The 14537-nt window shown below is 71.2% G+C and carries 12 protein-coding genes; 6 read left to right on the forward strand and 6 right to left on the reverse strand.

All coding sequences use genetic code 11. From position 1 onward, the window contains the following. Nucleotides 1–52 precede the first annotated feature (52 nt). On the forward strand, nucleotides 53–1999 hold the full coding sequence (locus ACH492_RS21790; protein ID WP_398988932.1) for an ABC transporter permease: 1947 nt from the start codon (nucleotides 53–55) through the stop codon (nucleotides 1997–1999). 625 nt (nucleotides 2000–2624) lie between these two features. Further along, nucleotides 2625–4370, forward strand: a complete 1746-nt coding sequence (locus tag ACH492_RS21795) for an RICIN domain-containing protein (RefSeq protein WP_398988934.1) — start codon at nucleotides 2625–2627, stop codon at nucleotides 4368–4370. Here the strand turns inward: ACH492_RS21795 and ACH492_RS21800 are convergent. The 4 genes from ACH492_RS21800 to ACH492_RS21815 all read right to left on the reverse strand — a co-directional run bounded on the left by ACH492_RS21800 (nucleotide 4324) and on the right by ACH492_RS21815 (nucleotide 7979). Next, the gene (locus ACH492_RS21800) at nucleotides 4324–5115 is read right to left on the reverse strand and encodes a VOC family protein (RefSeq protein WP_398988936.1); all 792 of its coding nucleotides are present in this window, start codon (nucleotides 5113–5115) and stop codon (nucleotides 4324–4326) included. The two genes, ACH492_RS21795 and ACH492_RS21800, sit on opposite strands and share 47 nt — an antisense overlap. A gap of 437 nt (nucleotides 5116–5552) precedes the next feature. Continuing rightward, the gene (locus ACH492_RS21805) at nucleotides 5553–6170 is read right to left on the reverse strand and encodes a LysE family transporter (RefSeq protein WP_398988938.1); all 618 of its coding nucleotides are present in this window, start codon (nucleotides 6168–6170) and stop codon (nucleotides 5553–5555) included. Nucleotides 6171–6238: 68 nt separating this feature from the next. Continuing rightward, the gene (locus ACH492_RS21810) at nucleotides 6239–7282 is read right to left on the reverse strand and encodes a rod shape-determining protein (RefSeq protein WP_398988940.1); all 1044 of its coding nucleotides are present in this window, start codon (nucleotides 7280–7282) and stop codon (nucleotides 6239–6241) included. Between the two features lie 139 nt (nucleotides 7283–7421). Further along, nucleotides 7422–7979, reverse strand: coding sequence for a hypothetical protein (locus ACH492_RS21815; RefSeq protein WP_398988941.1), 558 nt, complete (start codon nucleotides 7977–7979; stop codon nucleotides 7422–7424). A gap of 143 nt (nucleotides 7980–8122) precedes the next feature. Here ACH492_RS21815 and ACH492_RS21820 point away from each other — a divergent pair, with 143 nt between their 5' ends. Beyond that, nucleotides 8123–8815: a hypothetical protein gene (locus ACH492_RS21820; RefSeq protein WP_398988943.1), complete on the forward strand. Its 693-nt coding sequence runs from the start codon at nucleotides 8123–8125 to the stop codon at nucleotides 8813–8815. Between the two features lie 18 nt (nucleotides 8816–8833). On the opposite strand, the gene ACH492_RS21825 is transcribed toward ACH492_RS21820, so the two are convergent. Further along, entirely contained in the window at nucleotides 8834–9277 is a 444-nt protein-coding gene (locus ACH492_RS21825; protein ID WP_398988945.1) for a MarR family winged helix-turn-helix transcriptional regulator, read from the reverse strand. A gap of 90 nt (nucleotides 9278–9367) precedes the next feature. Between ACH492_RS21825 and ACH492_RS21830 the strand changes: the two genes are divergently transcribed. After that, entirely contained in the window at nucleotides 9368–10387 is a 1020-nt protein-coding gene (locus tag ACH492_RS21830; RefSeq protein WP_398988947.1) for an NADP-dependent oxidoreductase, read from the forward strand. 65 nt (nucleotides 10388–10452) lie between these two features. Further along, a complete protein-coding gene (locus ACH492_RS21835) occupies nucleotides 10453–10875 on the forward strand; it encodes an organic hydroperoxide resistance protein (RefSeq protein ID WP_398988948.1) in 423 nt (140 codons plus the stop codon). Between the two features lie 57 nt (nucleotides 10876–10932). Here ACH492_RS21835 and ACH492_RS21840 read toward each other — a convergent pair whose 3' ends face one another. After that, a complete protein-coding gene (locus ACH492_RS21840) occupies nucleotides 10933–13509 on the reverse strand; it encodes a M14 family zinc carboxypeptidase (protein ID WP_398988950.1) in 2577 nt (858 codons plus the stop codon). Nucleotides 13510–13736: 227 nt separating this feature from the next. Between ACH492_RS21840 and ACH492_RS21845 the strand changes: the two genes are divergently transcribed. Beyond that, nucleotides 13737–14525, forward strand: a complete 789-nt coding sequence (locus ACH492_RS21845) for an EI24 domain-containing protein (RefSeq protein ID WP_398988952.1) — start codon at nucleotides 13737–13739, stop codon at nucleotides 14523–14525. Nucleotides 14526–14537 lie beyond the last annotated feature (12 nt).

The raw sequence follows: 14537 nt of genomic DNA on the forward strand, positions 1-14537 counted from the left end.
GGGCAGCCCACGACCGTAACTCGACCCCAACCAGGTCCCCGAGGAACCCCCGATGAGACGCCTACGCAGCCGCGGCACCCGCACCCCTGTCACGCTCGCCGTGCCCGCGCTGCTCGCCGTCGCGCTGCTGCTGATGCCGCTGATCGGCATCCTCGTCCGCACCTCCTGGGGCGATCTCGGTACGCATCTGACCAGCCCGGGCGTCACCGAGGCGCTGCAGCTGTCGCTGCTCGTCTCGTTCTGGGCGCTCGGTCTCTCCCTGCTGCTCGGTGTGCCGCTGGCCTGGCTGCTGGCCCGCGTCGACTTCCCCGGCAAGGCGCTCGTACGCTCCCTCGTGCTGCTGCCGATGGTGCTGCCGCCCACTGTCGGAGGCGTCGCGCTCCTCCTCGGATTCGGCCGTCGGGGACTGCTCGGCCCCTGGCTGGAGGGCACCTTCGGCATCACCCTGCCCTTCCACACTTCGGGTGCCGTCGTCGCCGCGACGTTCGTCGCGATGCCGTTCCTCGTCATCAGTCTCGAAGGCGCCCTGGCGGGGCTGCGACCGAGCTACGAGGAGACCGCGGCCTCTCTCGGAGGCTCGCCGCTACGGGTGTTCTTCACCGTCACCCTCCCCATGGTGGCCCCCGGGCTCGTCGCCGGAGCCGCTCTCACCTGGGCGCGGGCCCTGGGTGAGTTCGGCGCGACCATCACCTTCGCGGGCAATCTGCCCGGCACCACGCAGACGCTGCCCCTCCAGGTGTACCTGCTGCTCCAGGACCAGCCGGAAGCGGCAACCTCCCTGTCCCTGCTGCTGCTCGCCATCGCCATGGCGGTGCTGATCGCGCTGCGCGGCCGCTGGTCCGGCGGGGCCCCCGGCCAGGCACCCGGCAGGCAGCGCCCGGAGGAAGCGCCTGCCGAGCCGCCTCCTGCCGACCAGCTCCCCGCCGAGCCGGTCAGGGACTTCAACCTCCTCGAAATGCAGGAGAGTTGGCCGCTGCACGCCGAGGTCACCGGCTTCAACGAGCTCATCCTGGACGCCGAACCCGGCACCACCATCGCCGTCGTCGGCCCCAACGGCGCGGGCAAGACCACCCTGCTGCGCGCCCTCCTCGGACTGACCCCACGCGCCCACGCCGCGCTCCGCCTCGGTGACGCCGATGTGACCGACCTGCCCCCGCACCGCCGCGGCGTGGCCTGGGTGCCCCAGAACGGCGCGCTCTTCCCGCACTTGAGCGCCCTCGGCAACACGGCGTACGGGCTGCGCGCCCACGGCGTCCCACGCGCCGAGGCCCGTCGTACCGCCCAGGGCTGGCTCGACCGGCTCGGCGTCGGCCACCTCGCGCACCGCAGGCCCGGCCAGCTCTCCGGCGGCCAGGCCCAGCGCGTCGCGCTGGCCCGCGCGCTGGCGACACGCCCCCGGCTGCTGCTCCTCGACGAACCCCTCGCCGCACTCGACCAGACCACCCGCGCCCATGTACGCCACACCCTGCGCACCCACCTCGACGGCTTCGGCGGCGTCTGCCTGATCGTCACCCACGACCCGGTGGAAGCGGTATCGCTCGCCGACCGGGTGCTCGTACTGGACGAGGGCCGCGCCCTGCAGGACGCGCCGCCTGCCGAGGTCACCCGCCACCCACGCTCCCCATGGGTCGCCCGGATGCTCGGCCGCAACGCCTGGCTCGGCACCGCGACGGCGGAGGGCCTCGCGCTCCCCGGCGGCGGGCTCCTCGTCGTCGCCGATCCGCTGCCCGTCGGCACGGAGGCCCTCGCGATCATCGCGCCGGAAGCGGTCGCCGTACACCGTGACAGGCCCGGCGGCAGCCCGCGCAATGTGTGGCCGGGCACCGTACGGGAGATCACCGCCACAGGCAGCCGGCTGCGCATCCTGATCGGCTCGCCGCAGGCGCCCGACCTCGTCGCCGAGATCACCCCGCAGGCGGCTGCCGAACTGGGCCTCGCCGACGGGACTTCCGTATGGACCAGCGTCAAGGCGACCGAGGCCGTCATTGTGACGCTGTGAGAGCGGTGGCGGCCGATCCGGGGGACGGGCGCGCACTGCTACTCCACGGTAGAACCAGTCAACTCTGAACAAAAGTCGAGCGGTTCTTTCCTTTTCTCGACAGCGTCGGGAATGGTCGCGGTTCCGGAACTCTTGTTCCACACCTGTGGGTTGTGTAAGGGTGAGCTTCCTCATGTCTCAGCAGGCCGATTTTGTTCAGCCGTTCGAATTTCACCGCGGTATGGACCAAGCAGACGCGTACCCTTTCAACTGACAGAAATGTCCGGCCCCGTTAACCCGGGCCGGACCGGAACCATGTTCAACCCCCCACCGCAATGCCCTGGATGGAAAGACGTCTATGCAGAATCCCCGTACTCCGGGTCCCGTCCCTCCTCCCCGCACCGGTCTCAGCTCCGGGGACTCCGACGAAGGTCTCGCGGCGACACTGCGGGCCGACGGGGGGAACGACGAGGCCCGTGCCGTAGCAGTGCTGCTGGCGAGGCACTGGCAACCGGTGTTCGACTACACGTCGATCTGCACCCCTTCGGCCCGGGCGGCGTCCTTGCTCGCCACCGCGGCCTCCCACAAGGTGTTGGAAAATCTGCGACAGGCCCGGACGGCCGCGGCCCTTCGTCCGCTTCTTTTGGTGACTGCCCGTCAAATCGGCAAGGCGTGGGCGGCGGACGAGCGCATCACCGCGCTGCCCGAACTCCAGAATCCGGACACCGGGCGCACCGTGCCTGTCGACATGTTCACCATCCCGGAGAATCGGGGGCTGATAGCTCGGGCTTTCCAGGCAATGCCCGGCCCCGCCCAATGTCTGCTCTGGCACGTCGAGGTCGAGGGCGAGGGTATATCCGTACCGGCCGGATTGCTGGCGGTTGATCCCCGTAGCGCGGCGGCCCAGCTCGAACAGGCGCGTGAAATCCTCCGGACGGGCTGCCTACGGGCCCATCTGGAACTCGCCCCGTCCCAGGAATGCCGCCACTTCAACCGGCTGCTGGACGTATCCCTGCGCCGCGGCGGCCCACTGATTCCCGACATCCAGGCGCATCTGGCGAAGTGTCAGCACTGCCGCTACGGCGCCGAACAGCTCAACCACGTCGACGGCAGGCTCGCCCTCCTGCTGGCCGAAGGCGTACTCGGCCCGGCCGCCCAGCCCTACCTCGACTCGCGGCCCGCCCGCAACAACGCCCGCTCCCGGGCGGTCAGAGCGAGCGCGGTCCGCAGCGCGGTCCGCAGCGCCGGCCGTCACTCGCGGGGCGGTCGTCCTCGCTCGCTGCCCCGCGTGACCTTCCACGGCCGCCCCCTGTCGCTGTCCCAGCGCGGACGCGGGGCCGTCATCACCGGCCTCGGGATTGCGACCGGCCTGCTCGTCGTCGCGGCCGTCGTCACCGAGATCTGGCCGGACGACGGCAGTAATGCGGGACCGGCTGTCCCGAGCGGCTCCGTCAGCGGGGTCCCCGCCCCCGGATCCCAGCTGCCCTCCAGCCCCGCTCCGCAGCCCTCGCAGCCGTCGACCACCTCTGCCGCGCTCCCCACGGGCCCGCTCAACACCAGACTGCGCAACGCCGACTCCGGCCTGTGCCTCGACATCCGCGACCGCAGGGCGCAGCTCGGCGCCGACGCGACGACGTCGCCCTGCTCCAGCTCCGTGACCCAGCAGTGGGTGTACGAGAACGACGGACTGCTGCGCAGCGCCGCCGCCCCCGAACTGTGCCTCAACTCCCATGAGCTGGACGGCGTGGTCGTCCTCGGCGCGTGCGCGGACCCGTCGGCGGGCAACGCCGCGGACGTCCGCTACGACCTGACGATCCAGGGCGATGTGATTCCCCGCTGGAACGACGGTCTTGCCGTCGTCCCCACCGCCGCGGAGGCCGGAGCGACGGTGGTGGTCAAGGTCCGTGACGGGTCTCCGGCGCAGCGCTGGGCCACTGACAACGTTGCCGCCGGCTCGCCCAGGATCCGGCCGACCGCCGATTCGGGAAATCCACCCGCCGAGGAGGTCAACACCTCCCCCTCGGGCGGCAAACCCCCGCAGCCGGTGGGCGGGGGTGCGGTGCCGGATCCGGTGCCTGATCCGGAGAGCACGTCTCCGTACGGGGACGTGCCCAAGTCCAATGTCCGCCGCGCCGGCAATGGCGGGTCCGGGTCTGGGTCCGGGTCCGGGTCCGGGTCTGGGTCGGGGTCTGGGTCCGGGTCCGGCTCGGACATCGCCCCGTCCGGGCCGAGGCCCGGGACTCCGGGGCGGCTGCTCGACGCCGGGGGCCGGGGCCTGCAGAGTCCGGTGCCCTCGCTTCCCCGCCCGCGGGAGGCCGTTCACGCGGACGGGGATGACGAGCGCGTCAGGTCATATCAGGCATCTCGCCCTGCGTCGTCTGCAGATCGATGACGGAGAACGCCGCGCCCTGCTGGTCCGCGACCGCCGCGAAACGGCCGAACGGGCTGTCCATCGGGCCGAAGTGCACCTGCCCGCCACGCTTGTTGACCGTGGCCACCGCGGCGTCGCAGTCCGGCACCGCGAAGTACACATTGATGTACGGCGGGACTTCGGGCCGGAAGTCGTCGGTCATCTTCATCCGGCCCGCCACCGGCCTGCCGTTGACGTTCCACACACAGAAGTCGATGTGCTCGTCTGCCATCCGCTGCACCTCGAAGGGGAAGACGGCCGGGTAGAAGGTATCCGCCTTCGCGGCGTCGCGGGTGGTGACCTCCGCCCATGCGAACGAGCCGGACTCGCCCGTCTTCTCGAAGCCCTCGTGGCCGGCGGCCTGCCAGGCGCTGAAGTACGCGCCGCTGGGGTCCTGGGCCGTCACCATGGTGCCGAACTCGCCTACTTCCATCGGCTCCATGGTCAGCGCGCCGCCGTTGTCACGGATCTTCGCGGTCGTCGCGGCGATGTCCGGGGTGGCGAAGTAGAGGTTCCAGGCGGCAGGGGTGCTTTCCATGCCCGGCATCTGAGGGGAGAGGGCGGCCACGGCCTTGCCGCCGGAGTACGCCTGTGTGTAGTTGCCGAATTCTTCCAAGCCTTCGCCGTACGTCCAGCCCAACAGCTCGCTGTAGAAACTCTTGGCGGCTTCCAGATCGGGGAACATCGCGTCCGCCCAACAGGGGGTGCCTTCGGGTTGCGCGGCCATGGGAACCAAGCCTCCCGGTCGAGGAAATTTCGTCCCTTTCACGCTATTCGCGAGCACGCGGCGCCGCGCGCCGAGCGGGGGATGGGGGGCTTGGGCGTTTGGGGGTGCGGGGGGGGGCGGTGGTGCGGGTCCGGGTGCGTTCGGCTTGCGCGGGGCGGGGGGATGGGGGCCTTGGGGGGCGTCCGGGGTGCGCGGGGCGCGGCGCGGCGGTGCGGGTCAGGGGTGCGCGGGGCGCGACGCGACGCTGCCGCGTGGGCGGGCTGTTTGCCGTTGCTGCCGCGGCTGGCGGTGGCGGCGGGGAGCTGCCGCTGCCTGGCGGTCTGGGGCGTCAGCCCCCACGTACACCCCCAGGGGGTCTGGGCACAGCCCCGGTTTCGGGAAGGGGCGGGGTGGGGGAACAAGCACCCCGCACCCCGGACGCCCGTGGTCCCGGCGCCCTACGGCAAGGGGAGCGCCACCTTGACCGCGTACACCGCGACCAGCCCGTACCCGATCCGGAACGTCCACGCCCGAGCGGTGTCCGAGATCCGCATGCCCGCCAAACCGCTCACCGCGACCAGCAGTTGTTGCCACGCCAGCGAGGCGACGAAGACACCGCCGACGAACACCGCGCCGGCCGTGCCTCCACTCAGGGCCGCGCCCTGAGCCGTGGTGAGGGCGGCGAAGTACAGGGCGGTGGTCGGGTTGATGAGGGTGAGCGCGGCGAACCGGGTGAACGTCCGCACCGGTCCGGCGCCCGTGCTCTCGCTCTCGGAGGCGTCCCCCGCGTGCCGCGAGGCGAGCAGCCCGCGCACCGCGATCACCGCCAGCACGGTGGCCGACACCAGCCGGACCCAGGCCTCGACGCCGGAGAGCGCGGAGGCGACGAGCGGCCCGAGTGCGGTTGCCACGGCGGCGTACGCGAAGTCGACGACGGCGACCGCGGCCGCCGCGGCCACTGCACCGCGGCGGTCGCGCATGCCCTCCTGGATGAGGAGTACGCCCATCGCCCCCACGGGCATCGCCACACCCAGGCCCGCCGCCGCGCCCGCCATCGCCGTCGTCCACATACTCATGGCGCACAGCGTCGGGCCCCGGCCACGGCCGGCGCGACTGATTTACGCGCCCCCGCCCACCGGCTGTCTCAGCTGGCTTCGGCGAGCGGATTGAGGAGCATCGGCTGGATCTTGCCCTCCAGCATCGCGCCGAGGCCCAGTACGGCGCAGATGTCGGGCCGGTCGGCGATGTGCACCGGCATTCCGGTGGCGTCGCGCAGCATCTGGTCCAGGCCGGGCAGCAGCGCGCTCCCGCCGACCATCATGATCCCGCGGTCGGCGAGATCGGCGACCAGGTCCGGCGGGCAGTCCCGCAGCACCTTGCCGATGCCGTCGAGCACAGAGGTGAGCGGGGTGTGGATGGCGTCTCGTACGGCTGCGGTGTCGACGCGCACCGAGCGGGCGAGGCCGGTCGCCACGTCCCGGCCGTGGATCTCGGTGGACGCCGGGCCGTGGGTGTTGAGGCCATTGCCGCTCAGCGCCAGCTGAAGGGGGCGTACGGACTGGCTGGGCAGCATCAGTTCGTGCTGGTGGCGCAGGTGCTGGATCACCGCGTGGTCGATGGCGTTGCCGCCCACCGGGATCCGCTCGGCCGTGACGATCGCGCCGAGCGAGAGCACGGCGACCTGTGTGGTCGCCGCGCCGCACACCATGATCATGGTCGCGGTGGGCTGCTCCACGGGCAGCCCGCAGCCGACGGCCGCGGCGATCAGGGTGTCGACGAGCTCGACCCGGCGGGCGCCGAGGCCGACGAGGGTCTCGACGGCGGCGCGCTCGGCGAGCGGGTCGCTGTCGTGCGGGGTGCAGGCGGCGGCGCGCAGCCGCGGCTTGCGGCGCAGCTGGCGGCGGAGCTTCTCGCCGAGGAGGAGACGGAGCATCCGCTGGGCCATCTCGATGTCGACGATGGTGCCGCCGGCGATGGGACGGGCGACGCGGATGTAGTCGGGCGTACGGCCCGTCATCTTCTCGGCGAGCGCGCCGACGGCGATCAGCGCGCCGGTGCGGGTGTTCACGGCGGCGACGCTCGGCTCGTCGACGACGAGCCCGGCCCCCTTCACGAAGACCCTGGTCCTCGCGGCTCCCAGGTCGACGGCGACATGGCAACGGCGCAACTGCTCAAGGCTGACGGTCACGGCGGATCCTCCCGAGTGCGGTACTTGATGGCATCGTGCGATCGCAACGGGAAGTTCGCGCGCTGGGTGAGCCGGTCGGGGGTACGGAGCTGACGACCCGCCAGATTTGTTCGGCCGATCGGTGGTCATCGCGCCCCGGCTACAGCCGTCTCTGCAGCAGTCCCCAGCAGAACTCCGCGACGCCCTGCTCGCCGTCGGGGAGCGTGAACACCAGCTGCCATCGCGTCGGCGCCGAGCCCTCCATCGGTCTGGCCGGAGGAAACGCTCTTGCCACCTCGTCCACCGTGCACGACCACGGCACCAGGTCATCGGCCGTACGCAACTCGGGTCCCGCCGTCCCCGGGGCGCGGACCAGCCATTCGTTCCACACCGCCCCGCCGTCCGCCGCCAGCACCTCGAAGCGCAGATCGGGCCAGAGCGGTACGGGCCACAGCAGCGCGTCGCACTCGAGGTCGCCGATCCGCCGACGTACGACCTGCTCCGGCTTCCCGAGCACCGAGCGGTAGCGGGCGAGCGCGCCGCGGCCCCTCGGCGAACGCACCATGGCCTGCCAGCGGCGGTTGGCCTCGCGCATCTCGGCGAGGGACGCGCCCAGTTCGTGGCGGGCGTCCTCGACCAGACCGGGTTGATGATCAGCCATCCGGCGTAGCAGTACCAGCTGGAATTCGCGGGGCCCGAACGGTGCGGCAGGGGTCATGTCCGACATCCTGCCCCGCCGTCTGGGGCGAACGCGCCATCAGTGACGAGAAGCTGACTCGCAGCCAAGATGAGGGGTCCACACAAAATCCTCACAGGCTCATTCACCACTGGTCCCTCCGCGCCGCATAACCTGCGGGCGCCATGGATTACTGCAACCAGTGCCGTCGGCACCTCAACGGCGCTCTGGCCTGTGCCGGCTGCGGTACACCCGTTGAGGAGCTCCGGTATCAGAGCCCCATTGCGCCCGCGGCGGAGCACGTCCTCGAACTGGACGAGGTGTCCGAGCCGACGGGCCATCGGCGTGCCCATCGCCAGAACAGTTCGCGGCGCAGGGCCGCGTCCGGGCGCCGGGCCCGTAAGCGGCGTGGCCGCAAGGTGCTGCTCGGCACCTTCGGCCTGGTGCTCGCTGCGGGTGCGCTGAGCCTCGCCGAGCTGGCCATGGACAATCCGGGGGACGACGGCGCGGCCACCGCCGTCAAGGAAGAGCCGGACGTCGAGACGGAGCCCGCTCCGGAGCCAACAGACGTCGATGTCACCCCCGAGGGCCCCGACCCGGTGACGGAGTCGCCCGTCTCGGCGTCGAGTTCCGCACGCCCGACGGGAACCAGCACCGGCGGCACGGGCAGCGGCGGCACCGGGAAGCCGACTGCCACGAGCCGGGGCGGCGGCAGGCCGTCCGCCGCACCCTCCGCCGTGCAGCCGTCCGCCAGTGCGGAGCCGTCGAACTCGGGGCAGCCGAGCGGATCGGCCTCGGCCGACCCCCCGTCCTCGGGCCCCACGCCGACCCCGACGCCCACCCAGACCTGCAATCAGTTCCTCTTTTGGTGCATCTAGCGGTCGGATGACCGAAGGCTACGGCACGGCCGGAGCCTCTTCGCCCAGCATCCGCTTGAGCAGGTCCCGCAGTATCTTCCGCTCCTCGTCCGACAGCCCGGCCAGCGGCTCACGCGCGAAGTCCAGTGATTCCCGCAGCCGCCGCGCGGTGTCGACCCCGTCCTTCGTCGGTGCGGCCAGCTTCACCCTGCGGTCGTTCGGATCAGGCCGTCGCTCCACCAGCCCGCGGCTCGCCAGCCGGTCCACGATGCCGGTGATGTTCGACGGCTCGCACCTCAGTTTCTGCGCGAGGTGGCGCATGGGCATCGGCTCCAGGGTCAGCAGTCCCAGCACCCGCGCCTGCGCGCCGGTGAGTGAGTGCTTGGCCGCGGCCTGCTCGTACTCCGCGTGGTAGCGGGCCACAACGGCGCCGATGAGCTCGACGACTTCGACGGTCAGGGTGTCTGTTCGTGGGGTGGCCATGGCGAACAGGATACCCAGTTACTTGACAACATGAAATATCCATGAGCATGGTTGTTTCACATAGTGAAGCTTTTCTGAGAGGAACGCAGCATGTCCGCACTCCCCGCGTCCGGTCGTGAATGGCACCTGGTCGCCCGCCCGCACGGCTGGCCCAAGGCGGAGGACTTCGCTCTGCGTGAAGCGCCGGTGACCGAGCCGGGCGAGGGTCGCATCCTCGTACGCAATCTGTACTTCTCGGTCGACCCGTACATGCGCGGCCGGATGAACGACGTGAAGTCGTACACCCCGCCCTTCAAGCTCGACCACCCCATGGAGGGCGGCGCTGTCGGCGAGGTCATCGCCTCGGGAGCCGAGGGCTTCGCCGTCGGTGACCACGTCCTGCACGGGCTCGGCTGGCGCGAGTACGCCGCGATGCCCGCTAAGCACGCCACCAAGGTCGACGCCTCGCTCGCCCCGCTCTCCGCCTACCTCGGCGTGCTGGGCATGACCGGTCTGACCGCCTACGCCGGGCTCTTCGAGGTCGCCTCCTTCAAGGAGGGCGACGCGGTCTTCGTCTCCGGCGCGGCCGGCGCGGTGGGCAGCCAGGTCGGCCAGATGGCCAAGCTCAAGGGCGCCTCCCGCGTCATCGGCTCGGCGGGCTCGGACGAGAAGGTCAAGCTCCTGGTCGAGGAGTACGGCTTCGACGCGGCCTTCAACTACAAGAACGGCCCCGTCGGGCAGCAGCTGAAGGAGGCCGCCCCCGACGGCATCGACGTCTACTTCGACAACGTCGGCGGAGACCACCTGGAGGCCGCGATCTCCTCGCTCAACGTGCACGGCCGCGCGACCATCTGCGGCATGATCGCCCAGTACAACAACACCGAGCCGGCCCCGGGACCGCGCAACCTCGCCATGGTCATCGGCAAGCGGCTGCGCCTGCAGGGCGTGCTCGTGGGCGACCACGCCGCGCTCCAGCCGGAGTTCGTCCGTGAGGTTGCGGGCTGGATCGCCTCCGGCGAGCTCAAGTACAACGAGACCGTGGTCGAGGGTATCGAGAACGGCTACGACGCGTTCCTCGGTCTGCTGCGCGGTGAGAACACCGGCAAGATGATCGTTTCGCTGACCAGCTAGGCTCGGCCTCAGCCACCGCGGTCGTGGGCGCGAGCCGGGGTGAACCAGCGACAGGAAACTTCTTCATGTCCATCCAGCAGTCCGACGTCCTGTACACCGCTGCCGCCACCGCGGAGAACGGCCGTGACGGCCGCGTCGTCACCCACGACGGCCGGCTCGACCTGGTCGTCAACCCGCCCAAGGAGATGGGCGGTTCCGGCGCGGGAACCAACCCGGAGCAGCTCTTCGCCGCCGGTTACAGCGCCTGCTTCCAGGGTGCTCTGGGTGTCGTCGCCCGCCGGGAGAACGCAGACCTTTCCGGCTCGACGGTCACCGCCGAGGTCGGCATAGGCAAGAACGACGAGGGCTTCGGGATCATCGTCAAGATCTCCGCGAACATCCCGAACGTGGACGCCGCCACCGCCAAGGACCTGCTCGAGAAGGCCCACCAGGTCTGCCCGTACTCCAAGGCGACCCGCGGCAACATCACGGTCGACCTCGCCGTCTGACCGGCGCTGCGTACAGGAGGGCCGCACCCCGTCCGGGGTGCGGCCCTCGCTGCGTACTCAGCGTGTGATCAGCGCCCGGCCGACCTGCGCGAACACGCCCTTCGGGTGGTCGCGGAACAGCGGCTCCGTGCCGAACAGCACGACCGGCGTGCCCTTCGCGCTCGTACCGCTGACGATCGACGCCCGGCCGGCCGCGTCCTTCGGGCCGCCCTTGCCGTCCTCCGTCGTGCGCCAGTGGCCCGCGACGAGCGGGTTCCCCGAGCCGTACGACTGCTCCACCCGCACACCCGGGCCGAGGTCGGTGAACCACAGCGGGGAGTACACGAAGGTGTGCGCGGGCGCGCCGCCGGTGACCGGGCTGCCGGCCGCATTGGCCACCCGGACCACGCCGTTGGCGTCGCCGTTGCCCGCCACCGGCTTGACCGCGATCAGACCCGCATCGGCGTTGAAGGCCGCGCCGTCCGAGCCGAGGGCCACCACACCGCCGTGGCCCGCGAGGAAGGCGTCCAGCGCGCCGCGGGCCGTCGGGGTCAGCCGCCCGTACTCCAGACCGCCCGAGACCATCAGCACATCCGCCTTCGACCAGTCGAAGCCCGCGTTGAGAGCGGCCGTCGACACCGGCTGTACCTCGAAGCCCATCTCGCGCAGCGCGAACAGCTCACCGGGGGTCACGGCCGCGGCGACCCTGGTCCGGTGCAGCGCGCCCGTGCCCTTCTCCTTCGCGGCCAAGAAGGCGACCCCGAGCCGGTCGGCGAGCACGCCCGCCACACCGCGGGCCGAACCCGGCACGATCGCCGAGCCGTCCGCGGCGCGCCGCACCTTCACCCCGTGCGCGAGCAGGGAGTTGAGGGCGGCGAGCTCCTTCGGGTCGTCGAGCCGCAGCCGCAGGTCCCCGAACGGGGCCACGTAGCCGGTGGGCGCCGCGGCATGGACCGGGCGGCCCACCACATGCAGCTTGCCCTTGGCGGCCTTGTCCACGGTCGCGCCCCACAGCAGCCCGAGGCTCCAGCCCGAGATGTCGTACATCGTGGATACGTCCGCACTGATGTCCCGGCCCTCGGCCAGGATCACATTGGCGATGCCGCGCTTGGGCTGGCGCATGTCGACGACGTACGACCCCGCCGGATAGCTGCGGCCCGCGAGCCTGAACGGCAGCACCGCCCGCTCCACCCGTACGTCGTTGGCGACCAGATGGTCCACCAGCCGGGCCGCCGCGGGCGCCGACCTCCCCCAGACTCCGTCCGGGGGGACCCCCAGGCCGCGCCCCGCCGGAATGACGTACGCGCGCGGGAAGGTCGTGGTGTACACGTCCTCGGGACCGATGCCCGGCACGCCCGGCACGGTCTCCTCCGAGACCGGCCGCTGCGCCTCGCCGGCCGCGCCCCGCCGGAAGGTCTCGATCTGGTCGGCGATCACCGACGTGCGGTGCGTACGCGTGTAGTCGAGCGTCGCGCGCATCGCCGCGCCCGCGACGGCCGTGTTGATCGCGGCCCTGCGGCGCAGCTCGGCGACCGGCAGGGAGTCGTACTCCTCGTTGTTGACTGCCATCGGGAACTCGATGGTGTGCGAGGCGATCGCGCCCTGGAACGGCATGTATTGCGGGGTGAAGATCGGCGGCCAGTCGTCCCAGCCCTCCTTCTCGTCCCGGAAGGGGATGACGGCGGGCTGCACACCATCCTTGGCGGGGGTGTAGCCGAGGCCGTTCACCGCCTTCTCCATGCCCAGCGCGTTGGCGTACGAATCCTTGAGGAAGAGGTCGTACTCGTAGTTCTCGCCGTGCGGCGGAGTCGTCGGCTCGATCAGCGTGCCGTTGACGTAACCGTGCAGATCGAGCATGAGAGCCGGCTGCTTGTCGATGGCGATCTGCCGGATGGCGCGCGCCTCGGGCTGGGATCCGGTGATGAAGTCCCGGTTGAGGTCGAAGCCGTTGGCATTGGCGCGGGTGCCGGCGATGCGGCCGTCCGGGTTGGCCGTCACATTGAGGTAGATACGGTTCTTGGACAGCAGGTCGGCAGTCGTGCCGTCCTTCGCCCTCGCCAGCTCCTCGATGAGCTTCAGGGCGGCGTCGGTACCCTCCCACTCATTGCCGTGGATGTTGTTGTTGATGAACACCGGCGTCTTGTAGGCGTACTTGACGCGCTTGTCCTTGGCGGCGGCGGCCGGGGAGTTCTCGATCAGCTCCCGCATCCGCTCCTGCTCGCGCGCCTGCCGGGAGGTCTCGGGCGCGGTGACGGTGACGAGATACAGCTCGTGCCCGCCCGCGGAGTGCCCGGCCACCTCGACGCTGACCCGGTCGCCGAGCTTCTGCAGGGCGTTCAGCCGCGGGGCGAGCGCGTGGTACGGCGCGAGCCCCAGCTTGATCGACTTGTCGGCCGGGTTCACGGGCGGCGCGTCGAGGACGGTACGCCGTGGGTAACCGCCGCTCTTCGCGAGCTCGGGGGCCGCGGTGCGCAGCGCGTTGGCGGCGGCCGAGAGGGGGGCCTTGGCGACTGCGGCGTCGCGCCCGCCGCCTTCGCGTACGGGATGGGGCTGTGGGCCGTCGCGACCGGGGAGGGCGGTCGCGGGCGCGGGCGCAAGAAGCACCGCCCCGGCGAGGGCGGCGGTGGCGATGAGAAGGGGGCGGGGCAAGCCCATGCGTACGTGCCTCCGGAGTGTCGGAATCGATCGGAATCGATCAGCACAACGATTAGTGGTACGCAGGGGTCTACAGGGTCAACTGCCGGACAACAAGAGCTGCTTGGGCGTAACTCCCGGTTCGGCTCCGGCTCTTCGCGCACCACCCGCCGGGCCGATCGTGCCGCAGCCCCGGTCCGGCCGGGCTCGGCCCCACGCCGGCTCCGGCACCCCGATAAACTGTACTCATGCGTGATCTTGGGGTGGGCTTCGGCTACTTGATGAAGGGCCAGCGCTGGGTCGGCGGGCATGGCAAATGGTTCGGCTTCGGGCTGCTCCCGGGGCTGGTGACACTGGTGCTGTACGCGGCCGCGCTGGTCGGCCTCGGCTACGGCGCCGACGACTTCGCCGCCTGGGCGACGCCCTTCGCCGCCGACTGGTCCTCGCCCTGGCAGGGCCTGTTCCGGGGCTTCCTGACCGCGCTGGTCTTCTGCTTCGGCCTGTTCCTCGCGGTGATCACCTTCACCGCGGTGACGCTGTTGGTCGGCCAGCCCTTCTACGAGTCGCTGTCCGAGCAGGTCGACCGGACCGAGGGCGGCGACGTCCCCGAGTCCGGGCTGCCGCTCTGGCGGGAGCTGTGGATCTCCGCGCGCGACTCGCTGCGGGTCCTGGCGCGGGTCGTGCTCTACGGCGTACTGCTCTTCGCCCTCGGCTTCATCCCGGTCGTCGGCCAGACCGTCATCCCCGTCACAGGCTTCTGCGTCTCGGGCTTCTTCCTCGCGGAGGAGCTCACCGCGGTCGCCCTCCAGCGGCGCGGCGTCGAGCTCAAGGACCGCCTCGGGCTGCTGCGGGGCCGTCGGTTGCTGACCCTCGGCTTCGGCGTGCCGCTGACGCTGGCGTTCCTCGTTCCGTTCCTGGCCGTGTTCCTGATGCCGGGGGCGGTGGCCGGTGCGACGCTGATGGTGCGGGACCTGGTGGCGCCGGACGCGGACGCCGAGCCGGCGAGTCCGGCCCGGTACACCCTGCACAAGGACTAGGACTGGCGGGGA

Origin of the sequence: Streptomyces sp. NPDC019443 (genome assembly GCF_044389785.1) — a bacterium.
GTDB lineage: Bacteria > Actinomycetota > Actinomycetes > Streptomycetales > Streptomycetaceae > Streptomyces.

Bases quoted from the DNA above. Each gene is read 5' to 3' on its own strand.
- ACH492_RS21790 (WP_398988932.1), top strand. From the start codon at position 53: ATGAGACGCCTACGCAGCCGCGGCACCCGCACCCCTGTCACGCTCGCC.
- ACH492_RS21800 (WP_398988936.1), bottom strand. From the start codon at position 5,115: ATGGCCGCGCAACCCGAAGGCACCCCCTGTTGGGCGGACGCGATGTTC.
- ACH492_RS21805 (WP_398988938.1), bottom strand. From the start codon at position 6,170: ATGAGTATGTGGACGACGGCGATGGCGGGCGCGGCGGCGGGCCTGGGT.
- ACH492_RS21815 (WP_398988941.1), bottom strand. From the start codon at position 7,979: ATGACCCCTGCCGCACCGTTCGGGCCCCGCGAATTCCAGCTGGTACTG.
- ACH492_RS21820 (WP_398988943.1), top strand. From the start codon at position 8,123: ATGGATTACTGCAACCAGTGCCGTCGGCACCTCAACGGCGCTCTGGCC.
- ACH492_RS21825 (WP_398988945.1), bottom strand. From the start codon at position 9,277: ATGGCCACCCCACGAACAGACACCCTGACCGTCGAAGTCGTCGAGCTC.
- ACH492_RS21830 (WP_398988947.1), top strand. From the start codon at position 9,368: ATGTCCGCACTCCCCGCGTCCGGTCGTGAATGGCACCTGGTCGCCCGC.
- ACH492_RS21835 (WP_398988948.1), top strand. From the start codon at position 10,453: ATGTCCATCCAGCAGTCCGACGTCCTGTACACCGCTGCCGCCACCGCG.
- ACH492_RS21840 (WP_398988950.1), bottom strand. From the start codon at position 13,509: ATGGGCTTGCCCCGCCCCCTTCTCATCGCCACCGCCGCCCTCGCCGGG.
- ACH492_RS21845 (WP_398988952.1), top strand. From the start codon at position 13,737: ATGCGTGATCTTGGGGTGGGCTTCGGCTACTTGATGAAGGGCCAGCGC.